24 protein-coding genes and 1 tRNA gene are annotated in these 22,956 nt (G+C 60.3%); 9 read left to right on the forward strand and 16 right to left on the reverse strand.

The window, feature by feature from the left end; genetic code table 11:
• Nucleotides 1–3: 3 nt before the first annotated feature.
• Together ACP16H_RS11360 and ACP16H_RS11365 are read left to right on the forward strand one after the other, a co-directional pair.
• Nucleotides 4–258 carry a DUF167 domain-containing protein gene (locus tag ACP16H_RS11360; RefSeq protein WP_425072406.1) on the forward strand — a complete coding sequence of 85 codons (255 nt, stop codon included), beginning with the start codon at nt 4–6 and terminating at the stop codon, nt 256–258.
• A 74-nt stretch (nt 259–332) separates the two neighbouring features.
• Nucleotides 333–2,345 carry a hypothetical protein gene (locus tag ACP16H_RS11365; RefSeq protein WP_425072407.1) on the forward strand — a complete coding sequence of 671 codons (2,013 nt, stop codon included), beginning with the start codon at nt 333–335 and terminating at the stop codon, nt 2,343–2,345.
• Nucleotides 2,346–2,350: 5 nt separating this feature from the next.
• Here ACP16H_RS11365 and ACP16H_RS11370 read toward each other — a convergent pair whose 3' ends face one another.
• On the reverse strand, nt 2,351–2,581 hold the full coding sequence (locus tag ACP16H_RS11370; RefSeq protein WP_425072408.1) for a hypothetical protein: 231 nt from the start codon (nt 2,579–2,581) through the stop codon (nt 2,351–2,353).
• Between the two features lie 135 nt (nt 2,582–2,716).
• Between ACP16H_RS11370 and ACP16H_RS11375 the strand changes: the two genes are divergently transcribed.
• From ACP16H_RS11375 to ACP16H_RS11390, 4 genes are all read left to right on the forward strand, one after another.
• On the forward strand, nt 2,717–3,436 hold the full coding sequence (locus ACP16H_RS11375) for a M48 family metallopeptidase (RefSeq protein WP_425072409.1): 720 nt from the start codon (nt 2,717–2,719) through the stop codon (nt 3,434–3,436).
• 98 nt (nt 3,437–3,534) lie between these two features.
• Nucleotides 3,535–3,801, forward strand: a complete 267-nt coding sequence (locus ACP16H_RS11380; RefSeq protein WP_425072410.1) for a DUF6455 family protein — start codon at nt 3,535–3,537, stop codon at nt 3,799–3,801.
• The gene (locus tag ACP16H_RS11385; RefSeq protein WP_425072411.1) at nt 3,794–4,081 is read left to right on the forward strand and encodes a DUF6455 family protein; all 288 of its coding nucleotides are present in this window, start codon (nt 3,794–3,796) and stop codon (nt 4,079–4,081) included. The genes ACP16H_RS11380 and ACP16H_RS11385 overlap by 8 nt, the downstream gene beginning before the upstream one ends.
• Nucleotides 4,082–4,085: 4 nt before the next feature.
• Nucleotides 4,086–4,349 carry a DUF6455 family protein gene (locus ACP16H_RS11390; RefSeq protein ID WP_425072412.1) on the forward strand — a complete coding sequence of 88 codons (264 nt, stop codon included), beginning with the start codon at nt 4,086–4,088 and terminating at the stop codon, nt 4,347–4,349.
• Here ACP16H_RS11390 and ACP16H_RS11395 read toward each other — a convergent pair.
• Together ACP16H_RS11395 and ACP16H_RS11400 are read right to left on the reverse strand one after the other, a co-directional pair.
• Nucleotides 4,346–4,753, reverse strand: a complete 408-nt coding sequence (locus ACP16H_RS11395; RefSeq protein WP_425072413.1) for a GNAT family N-acetyltransferase — start codon at nt 4,751–4,753, stop codon at nt 4,346–4,348. The genes ACP16H_RS11390 and ACP16H_RS11395 overlap by 4 nt on opposite strands.
• An 86-nt stretch (nt 4,754–4,839) precedes the next feature.
• Entirely contained in the window at nt 4,840–5,820 is a 981-nt protein-coding gene (locus tag ACP16H_RS11400) for a complex I NDUFA9 subunit family protein (RefSeq protein WP_425072414.1), read from the reverse strand.
• A 189-nt stretch (nt 5,821–6,009) separates the two neighbouring features.
• On the opposite strand from ACP16H_RS11400, the gene ACP16H_RS11405 reads away from it, so the two are divergent.
• Nucleotides 6,010–6,096: transfer RNA gene (locus ACP16H_RS11405), tRNA-Leu, on the forward strand.
• A 113-nt stretch (nt 6,097–6,209) separates the two neighbouring features.
• On the opposite strand, the gene ACP16H_RS11410 is transcribed toward ACP16H_RS11405, so the two are convergent.
• Entirely contained in the window at nt 6,210–6,572 is a 363-nt protein-coding gene (locus ACP16H_RS11410) for a hypothetical protein (RefSeq protein ID WP_425072415.1), read from the reverse strand.
• 253 nt (nt 6,573–6,825) lie between these two features.
• Nucleotides 6,826–7,188 (reverse strand): hypothetical protein, encoded by a 363-nt coding sequence (locus tag ACP16H_RS11415; RefSeq protein ID WP_425072416.1) that lies wholly within the window; start codon nt 7,186–7,188, stop codon nt 6,826–6,828.
• Between the two features lie 433 nt (nt 7,189–7,621).
• On the opposite strand from ACP16H_RS11415, the gene ACP16H_RS11420 reads away from it, so the two are divergent.
• The gene (locus ACP16H_RS11420; RefSeq protein ID WP_425072417.1) at nt 7,622–9,295 is read left to right on the forward strand and encodes a plasmid recombination protein; all 1,674 of its coding nucleotides are present in this window, start codon (nt 7,622–7,624) and stop codon (nt 9,293–9,295) included.
• 71 nt (nt 9,296–9,366) lie between these two features.
• Here ACP16H_RS11420 and ACP16H_RS11425 read toward each other — a convergent pair whose 3' ends face one another.
• The 5 genes from ACP16H_RS11425 to ACP16H_RS11445 form a co-directional block, all read right to left on the reverse strand.
• Complete coding sequence (locus ACP16H_RS11425) at nt 9,367–10,059, reverse strand: hypothetical protein (RefSeq protein WP_425072418.1); 693 nt, start codon at nt 10,057–10,059, stop codon at nt 9,367–9,369.
• Between the two features lie 348 nt (nt 10,060–10,407).
• The gene (locus ACP16H_RS11430; protein WP_425072419.1) at nt 10,408–11,037 is read right to left on the reverse strand and encodes a hypothetical protein; all 630 of its coding nucleotides are present in this window, start codon (nt 11,035–11,037) and stop codon (nt 10,408–10,410) included.
• Complete coding sequence (locus ACP16H_RS11435; protein ID WP_425072420.1) at nt 11,034–12,998, reverse strand: DEAD/DEAH box helicase; 1,965 nt, start codon at nt 12,996–12,998, stop codon at nt 11,034–11,036. The genes ACP16H_RS11430 and ACP16H_RS11435 overlap by 4 nt, the downstream gene beginning before the upstream one ends.
• A 409-nt stretch (nt 12,999–13,407) precedes the next feature.
• The gene (locus ACP16H_RS11440; protein ID WP_425072421.1) at nt 13,408–14,538 is read right to left on the reverse strand and encodes a DUF3800 domain-containing protein; all 1,131 of its coding nucleotides are present in this window, start codon (nt 14,536–14,538) and stop codon (nt 13,408–13,410) included.
• 441 nt (nt 14,539–14,979) lie between these two features.
• Entirely contained in the window at nt 14,980–15,807 is an 828-nt protein-coding gene (locus tag ACP16H_RS11445; protein WP_425072422.1) for a hypothetical protein, read from the reverse strand.
• 421 nt (nt 15,808–16,228) lie between these two features.
• On the opposite strand from ACP16H_RS11445, the gene ACP16H_RS11450 reads away from it, so the two are divergent.
• Nucleotides 16,229–16,423, forward strand: a complete 195-nt coding sequence (locus ACP16H_RS11450) for a hypothetical protein (RefSeq protein WP_425072423.1) — start codon at nt 16,229–16,231, stop codon at nt 16,421–16,423.
• Nucleotides 16,424–16,490: 67 nt separating this feature from the next.
• Here the strand turns inward: ACP16H_RS11450 and ACP16H_RS11455 are convergent, their stop codons facing one another.
• From ACP16H_RS11455 to ACP16H_RS11480, 6 genes are all read right to left on the reverse strand, one after another.
• Nucleotides 16,491–16,661, reverse strand: a complete 171-nt coding sequence (locus ACP16H_RS11455; protein ID WP_425072424.1) for a hypothetical protein — start codon at nt 16,659–16,661, stop codon at nt 16,491–16,493.
• Between the two features lie 61 nt (nt 16,662–16,722).
• Nucleotides 16,723–18,168: a DUF6538 domain-containing protein gene (locus tag ACP16H_RS11460; protein WP_425072425.1), complete on the reverse strand. Its 1,446-nt coding sequence runs from the start codon at nt 18,166–18,168 to the stop codon at nt 16,723–16,725.
• 214 nt (nt 18,169–18,382) lie between these two features.
• On the reverse strand, nt 18,383–19,558 hold the full coding sequence (locus ACP16H_RS11465) for an NAD(P)/FAD-dependent oxidoreductase (protein ID WP_425072426.1): 1,176 nt from the start codon (nt 19,556–19,558) through the stop codon (nt 18,383–18,385).
• A 122-nt stretch (nt 19,559–19,680) separates the two neighbouring features.
• On the reverse strand, nt 19,681–21,216 hold the full coding sequence (locus ACP16H_RS11470; protein WP_425072427.1) for a tripartite tricarboxylate transporter permease: 1,536 nt from the start codon (nt 21,214–21,216) through the stop codon (nt 19,681–19,683).
• Nucleotides 21,217–21,219: 3 nt separating this feature from the next.
• Complete coding sequence (locus tag ACP16H_RS11475) at nt 21,220–21,651, reverse strand: tripartite tricarboxylate transporter TctB family protein (protein ID WP_425072428.1); 432 nt, start codon at nt 21,649–21,651, stop codon at nt 21,220–21,222.
• Nucleotides 21,652–21,781: 130 nt separating this feature from the next.
• Entirely contained in the window at nt 21,782–22,756 is a 975-nt protein-coding gene (locus tag ACP16H_RS11480; protein WP_425072429.1) for a Bug family tripartite tricarboxylate transporter substrate binding protein, read from the reverse strand.
• Nucleotides 22,757–22,956 lie beyond the last annotated feature (200 nt).

Raw genomic sequence — 22,956 nt, forward strand, 5'->3', positions numbered from 1 at the left:
GACATGACGAAGGGTGCGTTTTCAGACCTCGCGGTGCCCGGTGCGCTGCTGACCTGCCGGGTGACGCCCAAGGCGTCGCGCAACGCGGTGGAGCGGGATGGCGAGGGGTTGCGGGTCTACGTGACCACGGTGCCGGAGGGCGGAAAGGCCAACGTGGCGGTGGTGAAACTGTTGTCGAAGGCGCTGGGGGTGCCGAAGTCGGCGCTGGTGCTGGTGCGGGGCGAGACCTCGCGCGACAAGGTGTTTCGCGTGGGCTGATCCGGGTTTGACCCGCGTTGGCGCCACCCTACCTGAACGTATAGGCATTTCTCGTTTATGTAGTGGAGACGCACATGGCCAAGGGTGGCAAAGGTAAGAGTGGCGGCGGCGATTCAGGTGGGGATACTGGCGGCACGACCACCCTGCGCGGCGGCAAGGGGTTCGACAGTGTGACGCTGTCCGGTTCGGTCTGGGATTACCGTTTCGTCGAGGGCGACCGGGGCGAGTGGCTGTTGATCGACGTGAACCCGGATGACGGGGACGATGGCACGCTGATCCTGAAGAACTGGGAAGAGGTGGTGCTGGATGACCGCACCGTGGACCTGATCTTTGATGGAGCGCCGGTCTATGGCGTGGTGCCGGAGGGGCTGGTCGTCACCTATGGTGACACGATTGATCTGCAGATTGAGGCCTGGGATGCCGATGACTGGGTGGGGATCGACGTGCGGTACTATCCTGAGACCACCATCGGATCGCTGCGGCGGACGGACAGTCAGGTCTACGACTACGGCGACACTGGGCAGCGGCGCATCGTGTCCTACACCTATGACACCACCTACATGACGGAATGGGAGGCCGGGGTCGCGCTGGCGGAGGGCGAGACCACGGAGCAGACGTGGATCATCAGCTTGGGTGGCAACGGCGGCGGCTATACCGAGGAACTGACCATCACCGTGGTGGGTGTGAACGATGCGCCGATGCTGGCCAACGAGTGGCGGCGGGCCGAGGCGGTGGTAGGTATCACCCCTGGCGTCGTCGGACTGGCGGAGTTGGGCAGCGACCCGGACAGCGACGATGACGGCAGCACGCTGACCTATGTTCTGACGCAGGCCCCGGTGGACTGGGGCGTCGCGGTGGAGGGCACCGACATCGTGCTGCGCGGCGGCGCGGCGCAGGCGGCGCTGGACAGCGACGAATTCATGGAGTCCGAGGTCTGGGTGAAGGCCGTGGACCGCCATGGCGCGGAGAGCGGCGAGATCGACGTGGACCTGCGTATCTTTGGCGGTGGCGAGAAGGAGGCCGCCTACCTGACCGCGGCGGGCGATGTGGATTACGCCGCCATCGGGCTGACGCCGGGGGCCGGGCCGGTCTATGGCATCCTGAACGGGTTTACCGACGATCCGGCGCTGCTGGACCTCGTGACCGTTGCACCCGGCGCGAACCTGTTTCAGGTGAACGCGGCGCGAATGGCGAATTTCTTTTACGACCCGGATGCCTATGGCTGGCAAGGCGTCACGAATTACGACTCGCTGCCCATTGACCTGTGGCAGGGCGACGATTACCTGACGGGCGGCGACGACCGGGTGTTGATCTCTCTGGCAGATGCAGAGCTCACGACGCTGGAGGCGGTGGAGATCGTGACCGGCTGGGGCGACGACGTGGTTGTGGTCGATATGACGACGGCGGGAGTGGCCTATGCCAATGGCGTGGACATCTCCACCGGGCAAGGGTCGGACCAGGTGTTCGTGCGCATGGACGGCGGAACGGAAAACCTGTGGCGCGGCAGCATCTTTACCGGCACCGGGCATGACGTGGTTGACATCCGCATCACCGATTCCGATCCGGGGAATTACCATGGATACCAGAGCTTTGGCGGCAGCGTGTCTCTGGGCACCGGCGACGATGTGCTGAACATTGAGGTGAGCGGGCAGAATGTCTCGGCCAGTTTCTTTCAGCCGCTGACAAAGATCGACGCAGGGGCAGGCAATGACGTGCTGCGAATTTCCAACGCCGACACCACGCTGAACGGCGACAACCCGTTCTTTTCCGGCGGGTTCGACGGCGAGATACTCCTTGGCAATGGCGATGATCTGCTGATCCTGAACCTGAGCCGCGCGACGACGCGGGAGGTGGAATTGACGATTGCATCGGATTTCGCGGTTGTGGACCCGACGGCGGAACACATTTACGGATCGCCCGGTCATGACGTGCTGGTGCTGGAGCACCTGACGGCAGCGGATGATTTCGAATTCAAAGTCTCGGAATACGGCCGAGTCACCTTGGTGGATGGGATGCAGACCATGTATATCGGTGCATTTGAAGAGATCATCCTGGGCGACGGAAGCAGCCTGTACGACCTTATGTAAAGAGGTCACTCGCCGCGGCGGTAGACCCCTTCGGGCTGGTTCACGGCGGCGACGAGGTCCTGCATCTGCGAGATGGAGAGGGTCACGGTCATCTCGCGGTCGGTGCGGGGGTCGTATTGCACCACGGTCACGCAGTCCTCGAACGAGGTGATGACCACGTCCTCCTGGAGGTGGCTGGTGCCCTCGTCGACGAGGGTGACGACGGTGGCGTCAAAGTCGTGCTCGATGCTGAACATGGGCTGAGCCTAGCGCGGCTGCGGGGCGGAGGAAACAGGAAACGGCGGGCTGTCGCCGTTGTGTCGCGGCGGGGTGGCGCAACGGCTGTGCGACGCCTATGTTGAACGCACCACTCGTCTTTTCCGGACTGACATATGCGCCGATTCGCCCCGCTGGCCGTGATGGCCTCCCTGCTGCTGTCTGCCTGCGCCACGGGGCCTGTGCCCATGCCGGTGCCCTCGCCCATCTCTGGCAGTGCCACGGCGGCGCAACTTCGCGCCAACACGGCAGCGCGGCAGTTCGTGGCCGTGGTGGACACGGTCGAACCCGTCGCCGAGCAGGTCTGCCGCGAGAAGACGCGCGGCATGAACTGTGATTTCCAGATCGTCGTGGACGACCGGCCGGACCAGCCGCCGAACGCCTTTCAGACGGTGGACAATTTTGGCCGCCCGATTCTCGCGTTCAACCTGGGGATGATAAACTCGGTTCAGAACGCCGACGAGCTGGCCTTTGTCATGGGGCATGAGGCGGCGCATCACATCAGTGACCACCTGTCCAAGACGCGCGAAAGTGCGACCGTCGGGGCTGTGGTCTTTGCCGGGATCGCCGCGATCAGCGGGGCGGAAGCGCAGGCCATCAAGAGCGCCGAGGAGCTGGGTGCCGCCGTGGGTGCGCGCACCTACTCGAAGGATTTCGAATTGCAGGCCGACCAGTTGGGCACGATCATCGCGCATCGCGCCGGCTATGACCCGGTGAAGGGGGCGGCCTTCTTTGCCCGCATCCCTGATCCGGGCAACCGTTTCCTTGGCTCTCACCCGCCCAACGCGGCGCGGCTGGACATCGTGCGCAAGACCGCGGCCAGCCTGCCGCAGTAAGGCGCACACGTTCCCGTTGACCTGAGTCAAGGCGCGCCGCGTCAGAACCCCTATCCTCGATCCTGAGTGACAGGAGCCCGAGGATAGGAGGACGCGCGATGCAAAGCCCCAGTACCTTGAAGAAACACGCCGCCCTGGTCGACCATATGGCGACCGCGCAGGGCGTGGACCTCGAAGAACAGATCATGCGCGGCCGCATGACCGTGACCGAGTTGGAAGACGCGGTGCTGCGCTGCACCGCCTGCACCAATCCCGACGATTGCCAGCATTGGCTGGCCAATCCGGCCAATGAGGGCGCGGCTGCGCCGGACTATTGCCGCAACGCCGAGATGTTCTCGGACCTCGGGGGCAAGGGCGATGGCTGACGGCACGGGCCGCCCCCCGGTGCTGGGGGCCGAGAACGAACATTACTGGCTGGTGCAACGCATGGCGAAGGCCACCGGCGTCGACCTCGTGCAGGCGATGGACGATGGCGTCCTGACGCAGAAAGACTGGGCGGGAATCGTCACGCGCTGCCGCACCTGCCAATGGACAGAGGGCTGCGATCGCTGGCTGAACGCGCCCACCGAAGACATCCGCGACCTGCCGGACACCTGCCTCAACAGCACGCGGCTGGCGCGGATAAGGACAAAACTTGAGGAGTAGAGCCATGGCGCATGTGTTGGGAGACCCCGCCCGCCATTTCTTCATGACACGCGGCGTGGCGCGCGTGATGGGTTTGAGCCTGTCGGAGGCGATGAACGCGGGCGAACTGGACCCGCGCCGCTACGCCGACATGGTGACGCGCTGCCGGGGCTGCGCGCTGGTCGAGGCCTGCCAGGAGTGGCTGTCATCGCGCGTCAGCGGCAGCGCCACGCCGCCGCCGGGCTGCTGCAATGCGGCCGAGCTGTCCCGCCTGAAGGGGATGCATTAGGGGCGCTTGCGGGTCAGCGTCATGAATATCCCGCCGGGCACGGGTCTGAACCCCAGCCCGGCATAGAACCGCCCTGCATCCCGGGTGCCAAGGGTCCAGGCCCGGACCTCTTGCAGGTCGGGGTGGTTGAAGAGGCCTTCGACGAGGGCGCGTCCGATCCCCCTGCCCCGATGCCCTTTGAAGACCACCACATCCTTGAGATAGGCGCTGGTGATCCCGTCCGAGACCGCGCGGGCAAAGCCGACCTGCGTGGCGCCGTCGAAGGCCGCAAGGCAGGCGGACCGGAGAAAGGCCCGCCGGAGATCGTCCTCGGACAGGTCGGTGCCCCAGTGCTCTTGCCGGATCGCGGCGAATGTGGCGGGCAGGTCCATCCGGGACAGGTCGTGGATCAGATCCAAGGTCATGACTTGGATATGGGGGCTGAAACGGGCATCTGCAAAGCAAAAGGCGGCCCCGGTAGAGCCGCCTTTGAACCGTCTTTCGATCGAAATCAGTGGGCGCGCAGGTTCTTGGCCGATTCCTTGATCGCGTCGTACTGGCCCGAGGGGCGGAAGCGCCACAGGTAATCGGGCATGACGGCTTCGGGCGCGGTGGGGCGGATGCCGAGGTCGGACAGGTCCTTGTGGTCACCGGAGACGATGTTGTCGTGCTGCAGCTGCGTTACCTGATCGCGGGTGATCTGCGCCGGGACGAGGCCCAGCGAGAGGACCTCGACCACGCGCATGATCGAGGCCATCGGACCCGCCACGGCGAACGGAATGTTGGCCAGCAGGCGGCGGCGGTGGATCACGCCGAGCATGTCCTGCATCAGGTCGCGGAAGCTCTTGGTCTCGGGTCCGCCGAGTTCATAGATGCCGGAGGCCTCGCCCTTGACGCCCATGCAGGCGGCGCGGGCGACGTCGTCGACATAGACCGGCTGGAATTTCGTGTCCGCGCCGACCATCGGCAGCACCGGGGTGAAGCGGGTCATGGTGGCGAAGCGGTTGAAGAATTCGTCCTCCATCCCGAAGATCACCGAGGGGCGCAGGATCATGGCGTTCGGCATATGCTCGAGCACGCCCTGTTCGCCCTTGCCCTTCGAGGCGGCGTAGCCCGACTCGGCCTCTGCATCCGCGCCGATGGCGGAGAGGTGGACCATGGTGGCCACGCCCTGTTCGGCGGCGATGCGGGCGATTCGGGTCGCGCCCTCGGCCTGCACGGCGTCGAAGTTGTTCTTGCCACCGGCATCGAAGGTGCCGACGCAGTTCACGACCGCATCCGCGCCCTGCATCGCGAGGCGGACCGAGTCGTCGTCGCGGATGTTGCAGAACACCGGTTCGACCTGGCCCACGACGCCGTAGGGTTTGACGAAAAGCGCCTCGTTCGGGCGACGCACGGCGACGCGCACGCGCCAGCCGTCCTTGGCCATGCGACGGGCGATGTAGCGGCCGACGAACCCGGAACCGCCGTAGATGGTGACGAGCTTGGACATGCGCCTCTCCTTTGCACCTTTGGTAGTGGTTTAGGCCCATGTCGCGTCCGGGGCAAGGTGCCCGTTTGACGCGATTTTCAGGGTGGTTTTCAGGGTATTCAAAAGATTTTCGCGGGGGACGATTTTTCTGGAAAAATCGCGTTGACAGTCCGCGCGGCTGACCGTAGACACCGCTCCACCAACTCCAGTGCCCAGATGGCGGAATTGGTAGACGCGCTGGTTTCAGGTACCAGTGGCCTAACGGTCGTGGAGGTTCGAGTCCTCTTCTGGGCACCATTCGTCAACCCTGAAAACCAAGTATACTTGGTTTTCAGGGGTTTTCGACGAAGATCCTCCGAAAACTGCCCCACAATCCGCCCCACACGTGGGCCGCAGGACAGCCTGTTGCTTCACATGCTGCGAGCAGCGCGAGCGAGGTCGTGCAGCCGCGCAGCATACCAGCGAAGCCCTGCATCAACCTGGAGACGGCGACCAGAATCGACCGGAAGCGGGTGACAATCCTCGCCCTGCAGCGAGAGCAGAGTGTCCGTGGCCTCCTCGAGTACCATGGCGAGCTCTGGCGCTGTTTCCGAGGGCGAGAAACAGGCTTCGATCGCGCGACGGAAAGCAGGACCGTCGGTGCACGGGAATCGACGGAGTAGGTCGTCGAGGCCGGATCCGTGCCGATCGAGGAAGCTCCGCGTCATTCGGTGCGCTGTCCATTGAGGAACGCCGGTATCCGAGTTGATGTGGATGAATTGCTGATTGCCCATTCAGGACCTCCTGGGCGCCGACTGGCGACACAATGTCGCCGAGACTATCGGGGCCAAATTCAAGACCGCCGCGCAGGAGGACGCGGCGGTTTGACCGATGGCGAAGTGAAATCGCCGCCGATCCTATTCGACATGCACGGATGTTCCGGTCCGCATAAAGCATGCCGATTTCTGTTTGAAGCAGGCCGTGGCTTGCGAAGCTGGTCTCACCCCCGAGACCAGCTGCGAAAACCGCCGCGCTACTCTTGTTATGCTACTCCGAGACGCCCAAATCGCGGAAGTATTGCACTGCGGCGAGCTTTTCATGCGACGTGAGCTCGGCGGCGAAAACCACGATCCCAGGAGATGTCCATTTCGCGCCTACGGTGTCCGCGAAGTAGCCCAAGGAGCTCAGAGCTTCGACAGCTGTCCGGATGACAGACGCTTCATCGAAGGGGTGCTCGATTTCGGCGACACTCACTTCCATGGCGATGCCCATGTCCTCGAAGAACTTCGCCGCGGCGACGAGAGTGTAGCCCGTCAAGCCGAAATGCTTGTGTCCACACCAAGCCCTCGCTCGGCCAAGATCGCGCGATAAATTCGCACGCATCAACGTTAGTCGTGGATCCCATGTCATCGGTGTCTCCCATATCGCCGCGTCGCACCAAGAGGGCGCGGAGATATGGGGGCATCCGGTGATCCTGTCCCCTGCATTATCGCTTCTTCCGGACATCACATTCAAGACTGCGGAGTGGGAGAGGTCCAGGAGAGGTCCCCTCTCCTCGGCTGGCGCGGGGAGCGCGAACAGGAGGGGTGCCGGCCGGCGGGAGGAGTGTGGAACGACCTCCCGAGAGGCCGCCCGCCGCGCGGGCGCCCCGCCGGAGGCGCGGGGTTCCGGGGCAGCGCCCCGGGCGAACGAAGGAGCTGAGAGCAAGGAGCCGAAGGCGCTGCGCTCAGCTCTATAGTGAGTAAAGAGCTGAGCGCATCCGCAGGATGGGCTCGTCTGGTGGCTCCTGAGCATCTTCGTCGTGAAATTTCGGACGGCCCGTGTCGGGGCGTAAATAGTCCTCATGGAGAAGGCGAAAAACCTCATCGTGCTGCGCTTCAAGCGGGTGAGCACATACGGTCTCGGCGGGATCGAAGCCCATGGCAAGCGCTTGGGCGAGACCCCGCATGTCGACCCTTCCCGAACGGGCCTAAACTATTTTCCGGTCGGTCACGCCGATCTCCGCGAGATCGCGAACGCCCGGATCGTCGATATCCAGAAACGCAATATCGCCCTCAAGCGCGAGTCGCTGAAGCGGCGCCGCAGGAAGACCCAGCGCGAGGACCTCGACGCGGCGGCGAAAGCGGCGGGTGACGATCCGAGGGCGCTCGCCGAGATCATCGGGGAGGCATGGGACCCGAAGAACGAGATGCCTTGGACGGAATGCATCCTATCCGCGTCTCACGAATGGTTCCTCGACGAAGACGGCGATCAGGACCCGGCGCGGGTCGCCGAGTTCGATGCCTTCGCTGTCGGATACCTTCAGCAGGAATTCGGAAACGAGCTGATCTACGCGCGGATCGACGCTGATGAGAAGACGCGGCATTTGTCCGCCGTGATCGCGCCGGAGGCACGTGAAAAGCGGACGAACCGATACATACTCAGCCATGCGCAACACCATCTTTTCGGCCAGATGGAGGTGATCACCGTCGCCGGGGACGACGGCCGCGAGGAGCAGTGGCCGAGGCGGAGCTACGAGCTTTTTCAAGATCGCATCGCGGATTACGCGAAGGCGCAGGGTCTCGACCTAAAGCGCGGGGAACGCCGGGCGGCGAAAGAGCGCAAGAAGCGCATGGCAGGCAAAGAGGTCATGAAGGTCCGAAACGTCTCACCGGCTCGCGGACGGGAGCTGGCGGAGGTGCTGGTCGGTGAAGGAGAAGCCTGTCGGAAGAAAAGGCAGTCCGAACTCGACACCGCCCGAACCCGCATTCAGCGCCACGAGTCAATGGTGGAGGCGGAATTGGACGCCAAGATCGCTGCCGTCGAGACTGGGCTCGACATGCTCGAGGCGGGAGAAATCACCTACCGCCCGGCAAGTGAGGTCAAAGACGAAGGCATCAGCATGACCGACCGGAATGCCGGCAAGGCAAAGGTGGAGAGGTACCGCGCGATCCTCGAGCCCGGGCAGAAGTGGCTCCTTGGCATCGCGCGCCGCTTCTTCACTTTTCAACAGAACATGGACACCCGGACCAAGGAAGTGCAGCTCGAGGCGGCCGAGCAGCGACGCCGGGCGCGGGTACTGGCGGACGAAGAGAACCGTGTCGCGGTGCGTCTTCGGCCAACGATCCGCAAGATCATAGATGACATCACCCGGGGCGCCATGAGATCCCGCGCTGCGCACTACACGGAGGATGATTTCCCTGGCGCACTCTCTGTCGATTCCGACGACCCGAAGCTCATCGAAAAGCACATGGCCGAATGTGATCGAATGAAGAATGCAGAGATAAGAGCTGCGTGGCACGCAACGGCCGATGCGAGCGTGCTGTGCGACGAGAGCCCGAGACTTCAACGGGCCTACATGAACGGCTGCGGGTTGCTGGTTGCGGTGGCGGAAGCTCGCGGCCTTGACCTGAACTCGGGGATACACGAGCCCGGCCAAGCCAGAGATCCGACGAAGGCCCATCTGCATGTTGATTCGGTCCCGGAACCAATCCGGGTCAAATGGAAAACCCGGATCCGCCAGCGGGTCCGGGCTTGATGAAGATGATACCTGAAGGCAGCATTGTCAGCACGATTGCGCTCGATGGCCCCGGAGTTGGAAGCGCGAACCTACTCGGCAGCGATATCATTCGATCCGGCATCGCTCGTGGTATCGAAGGTTTCTTCGCCAAACATGTCCAGCTGATGTGTCTCGCTGCACGAGACGACTCCGCCCGTTGATGCAGCAACTACCTTTTCCAAGTCGTTCAGAGATTCTTCGGAGGTCTCCTCGTGAACGTCCTTGAACGGCCGGAAACTGAAGGTCAGCCGCTCGGCGAGACGACCCTCGAGCCGGGCTATCTCCATCCTCGCTGCTATCAGGTTCTCTTTCACCTCTGCGAGCTCGGACTCTGCCTTCTCGGCGCGGATGATTGCGGCCTCGAGATCCGCCTCGACTACCAGCATGTCGCTATCACGCTCCTCATCGAGAACCTTTCGCTTCTCCAACTCGGTCGCATAGTGCGCTTTGATTGCGGCGACCGGTTCATCGGCCTTTTTCCAAATTAGGCTCCACATCTTCTCGTTCATCTCGATCACTTCATCAGGCATGGGCGGTACCGCTGACATCGTTGCGGCATGCGCCTCGGCTTCCTCACGGTATTCCTTGACGATCGCCTGGACGTCCGACATCGACGCGCCTTGACCATTGTCTTGAAGGTGTTTCAGCACGGTCTGGTTCTTTACCGCGCCGGTCCCTTCGACTTCGCGGATCGCTGCGAGGATGCGTTTGCGGACAGCGGCGCTGGGGGTTCGTTTGGCCATGTTGGCTCCTCTTGGTAAAGGTAACCGCCGGTAATACCGATACCGAGCGATACCACCCGGGGGGTGGTGCAGAGGAAATGGTTCCGATCTCAGTGAGGAAAAAACCATAAACGAAAAAAGGCGGCCTTGAACCCTTTGCATTTCGTGTTGCACACGGGACTAAGGGCTCCGAGCCCAAATAACCGCGCTGGTCGTAGGAAGCTTCGCAGTCGCAGCATGCGCGCGCCTGTCGTAGGCGGCCCACAGCGGTCATTCAAACTCTGCTTGTCGAATGGCCGGAAAGGTCGAAGTTGAAGGGTTCCCGGGCAACGTCAGGAATGGTCCTCGTGGGGCATTGGATTTCGATGCCTAAGTGTTTGAGATATAGTGGCAATCTGTCTGGACGTTGAGTAGATCAGAGAGGGCGTCAATCTTTAGTTTTTCAGAAACTCCAATTTTGAATGTGGCTGATTGCGAGAAAAAAATGTCAACATGATTCAACGGATGGCGCCTACCGTCCTCTCTATCAGGGTCGTGATCGAAACGTATATACCCGTCGTCCGTGTTCACCAGTTCGCTAAGCGCCGCCCAAAGTGTGTCCGGATCATCGGAAATACCCATGATGTCATCTGCGAAACCAAGAACTTCGCTGTTTGTGAAGGAGGCGGTCGTCGAAAGGGCGGCGATAATTTCAGAGCTTAGCTTGCTGCTGAGATCTATTCCAGAGCGAAGAGTGCAGGAGTAAAATCCATCAACATTATTGACGGAGAATGGCAGGGCTGTCGAAAACATCTTCCCCTGATTTTCAACAAAAACCCGATGCATTTTGTCCGTGCAAACGAGCATTCTCCCACGAACCTGATCCGGCTTTGGCTTTACGAAGGATAAGATCGTCTTCGCCACCCGCATCCAGAACAATATGATATTATTCCTCTCCCGAAAGACCGTCACAAGGTTAGCAGCTTGGTATTGGTCCAGATCAAAGGGCTCGATTTTCATCGCCCCTCCTTTTTCAGCATTTTCTTATAGTTGAAGTCTGCAATTTCTGCTATTTCATGTCGGTCAAAGTCTTCACCGGCGGTGGCTCTTACGACTCTACGAAGCTCTTGTCTGAAAATCGGAAGAACGCCAAGCTCATTAAATATATCTTCGCAAAAGTCGTAAAAGGATGTGCGGACATTGTCCTGAGTAATGGTAGTCATTATTTCGGCTCGCTCTTCTTCAGAAGGCGCCTGCGCCTCGATGCACCCCGAAGCGTTGATCGTTTTCAAGCCTTGCCTGATTAAGCCCATCATCGCCTCATCCTGTTTTCGGGAAACAATCAAATACGATCTTAGGAAAGAGCGCGTCAGCGTCATGTAAAGTGAGTTCCTGTACGCCAGTCCCCTCGATAGATTGCTTGTAACGCAAATCACGAAGGGGAACTCGAGTCCCTTTACGTTGTTTCGGTTGCTTATAAATAGTCTTCCAGGAATCTTCCGTTTGCTTTCAACCGCCTTATTCACAACCCAGCCTGTTTCCCGCGGAATGACCTGAGCAAGAGTATCTTGAAGGTTGAAAACCTGATTTCCACTATCCACTAAGATGATACCTATATCATCCGGAGTGATTGTGGGGTTCTCATCGGATATGGACTTGATCGCATCAAGAACAAGACCTGCTACTTGTTCATTGCCCAGAGTTTCGCCCTCAATGATTGATACCGACGGTACGTCTGCAGCTGATATGTCCTCAAAACGACGAAGCGGTTCGCGCTTCAAGCGATAAAAGCTCTTGTCAGGGCTCGTCTCTACAATATAACCGCAAGTCTGCCACTCGTCGTCATCAAGCCAACGGAGTTTTTTATTTTCGAATAAACCCATTCCGAGAGAGTGGGCAAACATGAGAGCTCTTGGGTCGGTTCGGTAGCACTTACTCAACAGAAAATCTGGAGATATGCTGGGTTTTATTTTTGCGTCAAAAATGCTTTGGAATATGTCGCCTGCAACAATGACGTACTCTTTCGCAACAAGCGTGCAAAGGTCGAGGAATGACTGAGGAAAATCCTGGCTCTCATCTATGAGAATGTAGTCAAATGCGCAATCCAAGCCATCACCTTTTGCCTCAATCATCTCAAAAGCTTTTTTACAGGCGCCATCAAAAGATTCTTGCCCGAAGGTGTAAAACGGAATGTCAAAGTGATGGCAAATGTATCTGTATGTGCCAGAGTTTGGGTCGTTGCGAGATCCCCAAGCATGCATGCACCACAACCTTGAATCCCACTCGATCTGCTGCTCCACCTTCATAAAGTTGAAAAATTCTGGAATTCTTCTACGCAAACTATCTGCGAGAATTCTGTTGTGGCATGTCAGCAATATCCGCGAACTTGGGTTTCGGACATATATATCCTTGAGTTTATGAAGCAGAAGTTCTGTTTTTCCGGTGCCGGAAAGCCCCTGTATGTGAATTGCCTTTTTGTTTATGGATTTGTAGATAAATCGAGTTTGGTCCGCGTCGAAAAGTTGAATTTTCTGCTTAACCTTATCGAGAAGGTTGTCTGGCACTTCGGCTGTAGCTCTTTCAATGTCGTTAATGCTCCCGGTTACCAAAGATATGATCAGCTCAGAGAGTCTCCGCTTCCCAGGATCTTCGATGCGGCTGTCTTGAATGTAACTGTCGACATCATAATGGGCGCCGGCGCAAACTGTAAAGATTAGGTCTTTGCGCCATTTTCGTGGTCTACCAATCGCACCCTTGTACTCATACTTGTCCGAAATTGATCCCACGTCTTCCAAGAAATCTTCAACGAAGTCGTCAAAGTCTTCTTTATCTTCTGAGAAGCTGATGAGGCAGATTTTTCGACCGGGCGACATAATAACTGCGCAATTTTCATAATCGTAATCGTACCGGTCATCGCCAAGAGGCTGACTCACTACATATATCTGAGTTTTTTTGACTTGAGGCCCATGTTTCAAGCTCATCGTAAAAAGTCTGGTTTGATTCGCTTTTTTCAGCTTGAAGGAAAAAGAAGCTGCTCGTCATTGTCCCCTCGCGACATTTTGGATAGCGTGTTTGGAGCCGTTAACCTGCTCGTCGCCTTGGCTGAGACTGAGAGATTAACTACGTTTTTGCAAGTCCTCTTCCCAGAATGAGGTTTCGGCATAGGGTTGTGAAAGACTTGCCGCGACATCACCTCTACGCTGCTCCATTCGACCCTTTGTTGACACTGGTGTGTTCACCGAGAGCAGCGGCGCTGCCGTTCATAGTTAGCGCAGCGAAAGCCCGCAAACCGCCCTCGGAGGTTAGTCGGATGCTGGACGGGGCATGAATGTCGTGGAAGGGCTGTCTCTACCATTTCAGGCGCGGTTTGCAGATGGCGGACCTTTTGCTTCATCTGAGGGACGCTACCGCCGCTCGGCGCTTGCGTTCCATCTCATCGACTGCAGCTTGCAGCTCCGGCGAAATCGGATTCTCTGGTCCCGGCTGTGGGAGGTCGGCCAAGAACCGCCAGCGGCGATCAAGTGCAGCAAGTGATACTTCATCGGTATATCCGCGCCGTGTTTGTCGAAAGAGTAGGCTTTTCAACTCGTCCGACACGGGCTTACCCTCGCGCATCCTCTTCGCGGTCCAAAGTGTGACATCGACAAGCTCGAGCCCAGCACTTTCGTCGCCAGGTTTGTATTCAGGTGGAATCTCCGGGAGCGTTGAGTAATCGAACTCGGGCATGCCTGGGCCGAGGCTGGACTTATGGCCGCGCAACTTCTGGTAAATTTCGGCCAACTCCCCTTGCGCTTTATTAAACTCAGTCTGACGGTCGACAGTGATCCTATGCACTTTCTGGCCCATGGCCGTTGACTCCCTGCCGATTCCGTAAAGGACCGATTGGAAGCCGACCAGATTGGGGGAGATCTGTAACGAGGTATCGTAGTTGCCAACGCCGTAACTGATCTCGTCGGGATATGCACCTGCCCAGCGGATGGCACCGTCGATGAGTTCCCGCGAGCGGGCATCAGGCAGCCTGTTGATGTTGGCGAGTAGCCGCCTATGGACATCCTGAAGCATCTTGGCACAACGTGCAGTGTTTTTCTCCAGTCTTGCCTTCCACGCAGCTTTGGCGATGTCCTCATCGAATAGGTGCGCTACTTTGAAGAGCAAGGGGTAACGCAACGGAGTCCAATAATGATTCCACGCGACGGCGTCATTCAAGCCTGCATCGAAGACTTGGTCGAAGTAGCTAATGATTGCATGATCTTTCTTATCGACCGTAAAGATCGAAAACCGAAGATCGTTCTTCTTGCTAAATTTCTCGAGCCGTTCAGCAATTGTCGTCAGCTTTGCGACGCCAAGTTCATTGGCGTGAATTCGCTTCACTCCAAGCTCTTTTCTAAGCGTCCGTACCAGCGGAGCGGAAATTACGTCCAGATTGGCGCGGGCTCCGAGAACCCCATAATAGAGCAGCGGCTGGGCAGGGTCGAATAGATGTAGCCCTGTATTTCCGCTTTCATCAACATAATAATACATGATTTTTCCCGGCGACCTGAACAGATTATGTGCCACCGTATATCTCGCGGTCAATGCCCCGACAGCCAAGTTCGCCTTCTGAGCTCTGTGTAGATCACCTACGGCTCAGCGGGATGATCCTGGCGGAATGTCCGCTTCGGCGTTGAGGCAAGAGGGCTTTCGCGCCTGCAGCGAACTTCCGGTGTCCGCCCTTCTTGCGAGACGCGCGGGCGGGCGCAGCGAACACTGAGCAGGTGCGGCGAACGGAAGAACAGTCCGCCAGGCCGGCCTCAGGCGCGGAGGCCTCCCGAAGATTTCTTCGGGAAGCTTTGTCGGATATAGCGCCAGGCCCACAAGGGGCTTGGCCACGAGTTGCACCACGAAATGCAAAGGACTGGGGCTTGGAGACCGCCTTTCTCGGGCTGCCAACTCGAGGGCGGAATGAGAGCAATGGAGCGCACTTCAAGACCGGCCTGCCCCAGCGAGGTTCTTCCGCAGGTTCGCCTCCACCTTCGTCGGGTTCTCTCCTGGGATTGCATAGCACCGAAAGTCTTTACCATCGATCTCGACTATCTCATCGGGCGAAACCCGAAATACGCGAGCGCCAAGCGACCAGAATCGAATCTTCTCAGGGAACCATGTCGTCCCCTTGTGGCGAAAACGCAGGCGTAGACGTTGGTACTCCACACCCTGTCGTACCAATTCGAGTCCAACGAAGGCCGTCGTGTTCTCCATTGCAACTACCTGCTTCAAGGCGGGCATTAATTTCGGCCGATGCACACTCCATCGCTCTGTGAGCGGCAATTCGAATTCTGGGATAGGGTGTTTCCTGAGGTTGCGGAGCCTACAGTAAAGTTCCAGCGACATGGGTGTTCTGCATGCCCGAACATTTTCGACGTCGAGAAGCGCGAAATTTGCACCAAGCCAACGCGTGGACATCATCGCGTGCACTGACCCGCAGAATTGCCAGTGAATTTGTCTGTTAAGGTCCGACAGGGTGATCTCTTCGAAGAGACCGCGACCGGCAGTCTCAGCGATCAAGGTCTTCACGGAGCGCGCGTTGTTGGCGCCAACTGGTCCTACCAGCGAACGGAGCTCGGCACAGAACGCCCACGTTTTGGCCTGTTCCGGATGCTGGAGGTAAAGGTCGTCGGAGCGCCACAGGTCGGCGCGATCCTGCATATAAATCATGCCGATCAGGAGCCGCATCGTTGTGATGCTGAGGCCCGCGGCAAGGATTTGTTCCAAGAGATCGAAGGTGATGCTGACTTGTCTATTCTGTGTGGTCATGGTGCCTCTCTGGTCAAGTGTGATCAGGAAGTGGATCGACCGCTGGCTTCGAGGAAATCGATGGTTGCAATTTTCTCGTGGCACCCATCAACACACACGCACCGCCCTGCATTTTTGCCGTTCGACCTGCTTTCTAACAGATTGTCCCTGACTTTATGTGGCACCCCCCTGTGAAAAAAACCTGTGCAATCGTCCAACCTCAAGAGACAAAAGGGGTTTCTCTCAATAGGCAATTAGGCACATAGGCAGAGATCCACTATACCTATTCAGAGCCATTGCATTGGGCGGAGCTGGACAAGATCGAGCGCTATTGCCGATAGTCTGAAAATTTCCCGAACATGCATCAGTCGCTGGCCGACCTTTCCCTCTTGGACGATCGCTATGGTGACCGTCGGATTTTGCCAAAACGGCGAGGGCATAGATGATTACCGGTGAACTGAAGTCGAGGGTCGACGCGATGTTGACGGGCGGCCTGTCGAACCCGCAGACAGTCATGGAACTGTTGACACTCCTGCTCTTTCTCAAGGGCCTCGACGACGCGCAGAGCCGAGGAGGAGATGGGATCGACCGGCGTACCGGCAAAATCCCATCTCCGAACCGCCTGTTCGGCGGCTGATTGCCGGACCCGCAAGGGTCCTGACCAGGAGATGGAACCACACCGCAATGTGCGGAAACCCTAACTGTCATGCCTCCATCTTTATGTAACGCTCGTAGTCATCCTCCTGGCTCCGAAGCGCTTGAAGCTCCCGTTCCAGATGCTTAGCGATGGGGACGAATTTGCGGCCGTCCTCGGGACGGGCGCGCAGGATTTCCAGGATGCGCTTGTATGCGCCTTCCAGCCTTTCCGGGTTCATGAAACGATCCTTCCTCTTTCCTGAGGAAGAGGTCGGATCGTTTCGAAATGGACGGAAAAGCTTACCCGACGCGATATCCAAGCGCCTCAAGTTCGGCCTCGATGAGTTTCCTGACCTCCGCTTGTGGGCGCGGTTGCCATGTGTCTGTGGGGAAAGCGACCAGCTCGGAATAGAGCGCGCGAAGCTTGAGTTCAGGCCCGTCACCGTAGACCGGGCGTCCGCGGAGCTTGCCGACAGAATGGCCGAGGAGGAATGCCCGTTCCTCGTTCGTCATGCCTGCAGCCCGAGCGCGTTCCTCCCAGGTGTGTCTGGTGCCGCCGAAGGTATAAGGCCTTCCACCTTCGGGATGCGCCGGGAAGAGCCCGTGATCTTTCATGAATTTGTTGATATCGCCGGAGAAGCTGCCTTTCGCCCGATACCGGGTGAAACCGTTGGGATGGCGACGCATAGCATCCAACGCAGCGCCCAGCAGTGGCACCAGTCTGATGGATGCAAGATTCTTAATGTCCCGGGCGTGTTCTCCCTCCTCGACATACCTGATCCGGAGGTGCGGAATAGGGTGATCGAGAATGATGTCACCGGGGGGCAAGTGAACGATTTCCGTCTGCCGGCCGCCGGTCTCGGAGATGACAATCGCGATATCGATACGTTCGTCGGTCTCGATCCCTGCTGTCAACTTGCCGCTGGCAAGGTCTCTGACCCAGCCCACGGGCAACGCTGGCTTACCGCCCTGGTTGGAAGACTTGTCCTTCTTTGGACGCGGCTCGATCTTGAAGCCTGCGACCGGGTTGAAGGTCTGGCTCGGAAGCGTCCCTGCGAGTTTATGAAACTCGGCAATCATCTGCCGTAGGTAGCGAAGGCGCTTGATTGCCTGGTCATCGGAAATACTCCCGGAATCCACCCTCGCCTGCCAGTGATTATAGTATCGCCGCGCGTCGTCCTCGGTGATCTCATGCACGTTCTTGTTCGAAATGACTTCGGCGAATATGCGAGCGGCATGCTTGTAACGATTACGCCACTGGCGCTTCTGGTCCTTGTGTTTCCCCTTCAACTTGTGTTGCGCGCGCTCCTCCATAACCTTCGGCATATCGATGATCTTGATGTGGGGGACATCGCAAACACCGAGTGCTGCAGGTATCGCCGGTGAGTCCACCGGGACGGCGGCGAGTTTCTCGATCCTCGCGACGAGGCCCTCGAGAGGTCCGGCCAGAAGGCCCTGGATCGGCACGTAGGGTAGCTCGAGGTCGTCGAGCAAAGACACCGCAGCTTCGAAAGCCTCGACAGAGAGCCCTTGGTCTGCCTGCAGCAGGCGAGCCTTCCAGATTTTTCGAAGCGCTTTCTTTTTCAGAAGGGCAAGAGCCCTTGCCTCTTTCAGATCGCGGGTCTTCAGGGACTGGTTTATCTCAGTCCGCGACTCCACGGCGCGGAACTCCGCGGGGACTCGCCAGCGGAGATAGTAGACGTTGCCACGGGGCTCGACCCCGTCGATGCATTTCGGTACGCTCATAGAACAGGTGCTCCACAGGTTGCCACACAACGGAGCCGCGGGGCTTCCTCGGTCTTCCGACCCGCTCAGGCTCCAAGTATCGAAAAAGTGGGAGCTTTTTCAGGGCGGCGGAAATCGCGTCTCCGCCGCCGATAATTCTCTTCTGGGCACCATGAAAAGCCCGCAAGGTTTTGGCCTTGCGGGCTTTTTTGCGTCTTGGGCTCAGGTCCGCGGATCAACGGGTCAGCTTGGCCCGCAGGCTGCGCCAGAGCGAGGTCAGCGCGAGGCGGGCAGTGAATTCGGAGCGCAGGAGCGCGACCAGTTGGGTTTCCGTCAGGCGGGCAAGGCGGTGGACGGAGCGGTCCCAGTCGGCAGGGTCGTAGGTGGCGATGCGGGTGTTGGCCTGAAAGCCCAGCCGGTAGTTGCGCGACAGGCGGCGGTGGCAGCTGCGTTCGTAGCGGTGGAGTGGTTTGGGCGAACCCGTGGCGAGGGTTTCCCCCAGCGCCTTTCCCAGCGTCTGGCCAAGGTCCATGCAGATGCGAATCCCCTCGCCAACCGTGGGCGTGGCGAAATTGGCCGAATCGCCGGTGCGGATGACGGTGCCGTAGACGAGGCGGCGGTCATAGGGCACCGAGGGCAGCGTACCTGCGTTGACCTCCAGCGGTGGGCCGTCGAGGGTCAGGCCAAGGCGCCGGACCGCGTCGGAGGCGAGGAAGCGTTCCAGCATGTCGCGCGGCGAGGCGTCGGTGTCCGGGTGGATCACCCCGATGCCGACGCGCAGGCGGTTGTCCCGCGTCGGGAACACCCAGCCGTAGCCCGAGGGCGCGTCGCGTCCGACAAACAGAATGCCGCGGTGCGGGTCGTTGGCGCCGATGGGGTATTCGTGTTCGATCCCGACCCCGGTGCGGGCGGGCTTTGGCGCGAGGCCGAGGGAGGCCAGTACAGCACAGTGAACGCCGGAGGCATCGACGAGGTAGCGCGCACTTATGCGGCGGACGGGCGAGGTGCGGGAGCGGACATCGGCCTGCCAGAACTCGCCTGCGCGTGTGGCAGAGATGTATTTTGTGCCCAGAAGCAGGGTGCGGGCCTTGTGGTCGGATTGCGCGGCGATCCAGCGGTACAAGCCGGTGACGTCGAGGATGACGGGCTTCTCGGCGGTCATGGTGAACCGCGCCTGCGCGGTGTCGGCGTGGATCTCGACGGTGTCGATGCGCTGGTAGAGGCTTTCGGGGATACCCAGCCGCCGGACGTCGGACAGCCAGCAGCCACCGGAGGTGCGCACGGGGCGGCCGATCTCGCGGTCCTGATGGAGGATCACGCAGCGGACGTGGTCCGGCAGCGCGGCAGCCACCGACAGGCCCGCCGGGCCCCCGCCGACGATCAGCACGTCACAGGTGATGGTTTCGGACATGGCGACTCCCTTCGGTGTGGATACCTGCGGAGCCGAAGCGCGGCCAACGAAAAACGCGCCCTGCCGGGGCAGGACGCGTTCTCCGTGAGTGGCCCGTTCCGAAAACGGAACAGGGTGGTGGTTCAGTCGGACAGGGAGCCTTCTTCGTCGCGGCGGGCGTGCATCCCGGCCTTGACCCGTGCGCCGATGATCAGCGGCAGGATGAAGCCGATGATGGCGATGGCCCAAAGCGTGATCGCCAGCGGGCTGTCGATCAGGGTCCACCAGTTGCCGTTGTCGATGGTGATGGCGCGGCGCAGGTTGTTCTCCATCGCGTTGCCCAGCAGCGTGCCGAGAATGATCGGCACCAGCGGGACGTCGAACTTGCGCAGCACCCAGCCCATGACACCGAAGGCGATCATGACCATCAGGTCGAAGGACGAGCCGGAGATGCCGTAAATCCCGACGAAGGACACCATCGCCACGATCGGCATCAGGATGCGCGAGGGGATCATCAGCACGCGGGTGAACAGGCCGACCATCGGGATGTTCATCAGCAGCAGCATGACGTTGGCGATGAAGAGCGCCGCGATCAGGCCCCAGACCACGTCCGGGTTCTGCGTGAACAGCAGCGGGCCGGGGGTGATGTTGAGGCTCAGCAGCACGGCCAGCAGCACGGCGGTCGTCCCCGATCCCGGCACGCCCAGCGCCAGCATCGGCACCAGCGCGCCCCCGGCGGCGGCGTTGTTGCCTGCCTCGGGTGCGGCCACGCCGCGCGGGTCACCGGTGCCAAAGGTGCCGTCCTTGTCGACCAGACGCTTTTCCATCGAGTAGGCGAGGAACGACCCCAGCGAGGCCCCTGCCCCGGGCAGCACGCCCGCGATGAAGCCCACGAAGGAGGTCCGCAGCATGGTCGGCGTCGAGCCCTTTATCATGCTCATCGGCGCGGTCAGGCGGTTGACCTTCAGCTTTGACCCGTCGGCGTTTCCGCCGTGGCGGTTCTCGAGGAAGATGAAAACTTCGGACAGGGCGAAGAGGCCCACGATGGCGACGAGGAAGTCGAGGCCGTCATAGAGGTGCACCTCACCGAAGGTGAAGCGCGGCACGCCGGTCTGGGTGTCCACCCCGATCATGGCAAGGCCAAGGCCCAGCATGGCGGCAAAGGCGGATTTCGCCTGGTTGGTGGAGGACACGCCGCCCAGCGTCATGAAGGCCAGCGCGAAGAGCGCGAAGTATTCCGCCGGACCGAAGAGCAGCGCGATCTTCACCAGCTGCGGCGCGAGGAAAATCAGGCCCCAGGTCGCAAGAAACGCACCCACGAAGGAGGCGATGCCCGAGAGCGCCAGTGCCTCGCCGGCCTGACCGGCCTTGGCCATCGGATGCCCGTCGAGCACGGTCATCATGGCCGGTTCGTCTCCGGGAATGCCCAGCAGGATGGAACTGATGCGCCCGCCGTACATGGCGCCGTAGTAGACCGAGGTCAGCAGGATCAGCGCGGGCGTCGCGCCGAGGCCCATGGTGAAGGCCAGCGGGATCAGGATGGCCACGCCGTTCGACGGGCCAAGGCCCGGCAACGCGCCCATGATGGTGCCGAGGAAGCAGCCCAGCAGTGCCAGCAACAGGTTCTGCCAGGTCAGCGCGATGGCGAAACCGTCGGCGAGGTTTGCGAAAGTGTCCATGGATCAGAACCCCCACGGTCCGCGGGCGAGGCTGAGGCCCAGCACGAGATGGAAAATGACGTAGATACCGACCGAGGTGCCGACGCCGACAAGCGCCGCCTCGATGGGCCCGGACCCCAGCCGCCATGCGAGGTAGGCGGCGGCAAAGGCTGTCGCCACGACGAAACCCGCCACCGGCAGCAGTTGTGCGTAGAGGATCATCACGACCACGGATGCGCCGATCTCGACCAGGCGGGCGAAGGGCGGCCATTCCGGTTCGGCGTCGGGGCGCAGCGCGATCACGGCAGAGGAAATGCCAAGGATGGCGGCGATGATGAGGGGGAAGGCCTTGGGACCTACGGCATCGGAGAGAAAGGATTCCTCGATGGCCAGCGCGGAAATCGCGAAGCCGATGGCGAGGAGAATGCCGAAGACCCCGAAAATGCGATCACTCATGGGGATCTCCAGTTCGGGACGTCTTGTGGATTGGATAAAGATCGGGCGCCGCCATGCGAGGATAGCGGCGCCCGGACAGGGTGACGACGGGAGGAGAGGCCGTCACCCGTAACAAGCGCGGTGGGCGCGCTTACTTGATGATGCCGATTTCCTTGGAGATCGCTTCGATCTGAGCAACCGAGTCGGCCACGAAGGACTGGAACGCCTCGCCCTGCAGGTCCAGCGGTGCAAGGCCGTTGGCGGCCATGACTTCTTTCCACTCGTCCGATGCGTAGAGCGTGCCGATCTTCTCGACCCATGCGTTGTAGGCTTCGTCGCTCATGCCGCCCGGTGCGTAGAAGCCGCGCCAGTTGGCGCCGATGGCGTCGACGCCCTGCTCCTTGGCGGTCGGGAAGTCGGCGAATTCGCCGGACAGACGCTCGGGCGCGAGGACGGCGATGACCTTGATGTCACCGGAGTCGACGAAGCCCTTGGCTTCGGAGATGTCACCGGTGAAGGCCTGAACGGAACCGGCCAGCAGCTGGGTCACGGCCTCGCCGCCACCGTCGAAGGCGATGTATTTCACGGCGCGCACGTCATCGATGCCATAGGCGTTGGCGGCGATCAGGACCTTCAGGTGGTCCCAGCCACCGACGGCGGAACCGCCCGCGACGGACACGGAGGTCGGGTCGTTCTTGATCTGGTCGAGCAGCTCGGGGAGCGTGTTGACGGCGCTGTCCTTGGACACCGCGATCACGCCGTAGTCTGCGCCGACCGACGCCAGCCAGCGGACCTGGTCCATGGTGTTGCCCGGATAGGCGCCCTGCGCCAGACGAGTTGCGGTCGCGGAAGACGCGGCGACGATCAGGTCGTTGCTGTCATTGCGCTTGTTCACGACTTCGGCGAAGGCCACGCCACCGCCGCCACCGGCGAGGTTGACGACCTGCATGGTCTTGTCGATGAGGCCCTGGTCCTGCATGGACTTGCCCACCTGGCGGCAGGTGAAGTCCCAGCCGCCGCCCGGGTTGGCGGGGGCGATGCACTCGGGGTTTTCCTGAGCGGATGCAGCGACGGCGGTCATGCCAAGCACGGCGGCCGCGATCATGGTGCGGGTGGTTTTGAACATTTCGTGTTCCTCCTCTTGGACAGGCGGGTATGTCCCGCCATGGATTGCCCGCCTCTATCCGACTGCGCTTTGCAGCCTCCCTTGTGGCGGGTTAGGAAGAGGGCATAGCGAAGAAACCTGTCACGAACCTGTCAGGTCGCTGACAGCCATCCTTTTGCGCCGCCGCGCGGGTGAAAGGCGGCTCACCACCCGATGGAGAC

The organism is Sagittula sp. S175 (assembly GCF_049800975.1).
Classification (GTDB): domain Bacteria; phylum Pseudomonadota; class Alphaproteobacteria; order Rhodobacterales; family Rhodobacteraceae; genus Sagittula.

Bases quoted from the DNA above. Each gene is read 5' to 3' on its own strand.
- ACP16H_RS11465 (WP_425072426.1), bottom strand. From the start codon at position 19,558: ATGTCCGAAACCATCACCTGTGACGTGCTGATCGTCGGCGGGGGCCCG.
- ACP16H_RS11390 (WP_425072412.1), top strand. From the start codon at position 4,086: ATGGCGCATGTGTTGGGAGACCCCGCCCGCCATTTCTTCATGACACGC.
- ACP16H_RS11380 (WP_425072410.1), top strand. From the start codon at position 3,535: ATGCAAAGCCCCAGTACCTTGAAGAAACACGCCGCCCTGGTCGACCAT.
- ACP16H_RS11480 (WP_425072429.1), bottom strand. From the start codon at position 22,756: ATGTTCAAAACCACCCGCACCATGATCGCGGCCGCCGTGCTTGGCATG.
- ACP16H_RS11445 (WP_425072422.1), bottom strand. From the start codon at position 15,807: ATGACCACACAGAATAGACAAGTCAGCATCACCTTCGATCTCTTGGAA.
- ACP16H_RS11385 (WP_425072411.1), top strand. From the start codon at position 3,794: ATGGCTGACGGCACGGGCCGCCCCCCGGTGCTGGGGGCCGAGAACGAA.
- ACP16H_RS11360 (WP_425072406.1), top strand. From the start codon at position 4: ATGACGAAGGGTGCGTTTTCAGACCTCGCGGTGCCCGGTGCGCTGCTG.
- ACP16H_RS11415 (WP_425072416.1), bottom strand. From the start codon at position 7,188: ATGACATGGGATCCACGACTAACGTTGATGCGTGCGAATTTATCGCGC.
- ACP16H_RS11470 (WP_425072427.1), bottom strand. From the start codon at position 21,216: ATGGACACTTTCGCAAACCTCGCCGACGGTTTCGCCATCGCGCTGACC.
- ACP16H_RS11450 (WP_425072423.1), top strand. From the start codon at position 16,229: ATGATTACCGGTGAACTGAAGTCGAGGGTCGACGCGATGTTGACGGGC.
- ACP16H_RS11440 (WP_425072421.1), bottom strand. From the start codon at position 14,538: ATGTATTATTATGTTGATGAAAGCGGAAATACAGGGCTACATCTATTC.
- ACP16H_RS11425 (WP_425072418.1), bottom strand. From the start codon at position 10,059: ATGGCCAAACGAACCCCCAGCGCCGCTGTCCGCAAACGCATCCTCGCA.
- ACP16H_RS11455 (WP_425072424.1), bottom strand. From the start codon at position 16,661: ATGAACCCGGAAAGGCTGGAAGGCGCATACAAGCGCATCCTGGAAATC.
- ACP16H_RS11395 (WP_425072413.1), bottom strand. From the start codon at position 4,753: ATGACCTTGGATCTGATCCACGACCTGTCCCGGATGGACCTGCCCGCC.
- ACP16H_RS11400 (WP_425072414.1), bottom strand. From the start codon at position 5,820: ATGTCCAAGCTCGTCACCATCTACGGCGGTTCCGGGTTCGTCGGCCGC.
- ACP16H_RS11420 (WP_425072417.1), top strand. From the start codon at position 7,622: ATGGAGAAGGCGAAAAACCTCATCGTGCTGCGCTTCAAGCGGGTGAGC.
- ACP16H_RS11475 (WP_425072428.1), bottom strand. From the start codon at position 21,651: ATGAGTGATCGCATTTTCGGGGTCTTCGGCATTCTCCTCGCCATCGGC.
- ACP16H_RS11375 (WP_425072409.1), top strand. From the start codon at position 2,717: ATGCGCCGATTCGCCCCGCTGGCCGTGATGGCCTCCCTGCTGCTGTCT.
- ACP16H_RS11435 (WP_425072420.1), bottom strand. From the start codon at position 12,998: ATGAGCTTGAAACATGGGCCTCAAGTCAAAAAAACTCAGATATATGTA.
- ACP16H_RS11410 (WP_425072415.1), bottom strand. From the start codon at position 6,572: ATGGGCAATCAGCAATTCATCCACATCAACTCGGATACCGGCGTTCCT.
- ACP16H_RS11365 (WP_425072407.1), top strand. From the start codon at position 333: ATGGCCAAGGGTGGCAAAGGTAAGAGTGGCGGCGGCGATTCAGGTGGG.
- ACP16H_RS11430 (WP_425072419.1), bottom strand. From the start codon at position 11,037: ATGAAAATCGAGCCCTTTGATCTGGACCAATACCAAGCTGCTAACCTT.
- ACP16H_RS11370 (WP_425072408.1), bottom strand. From the start codon at position 2,581: ATGTTCAGCATCGAGCACGACTTTGACGCCACCGTCGTCACCCTCGTC.
- ACP16H_RS11460 (WP_425072425.1), bottom strand. From the start codon at position 18,168: ATGAGCGTACCGAAATGCATCGACGGGGTCGAGCCCCGTGGCAACGTC.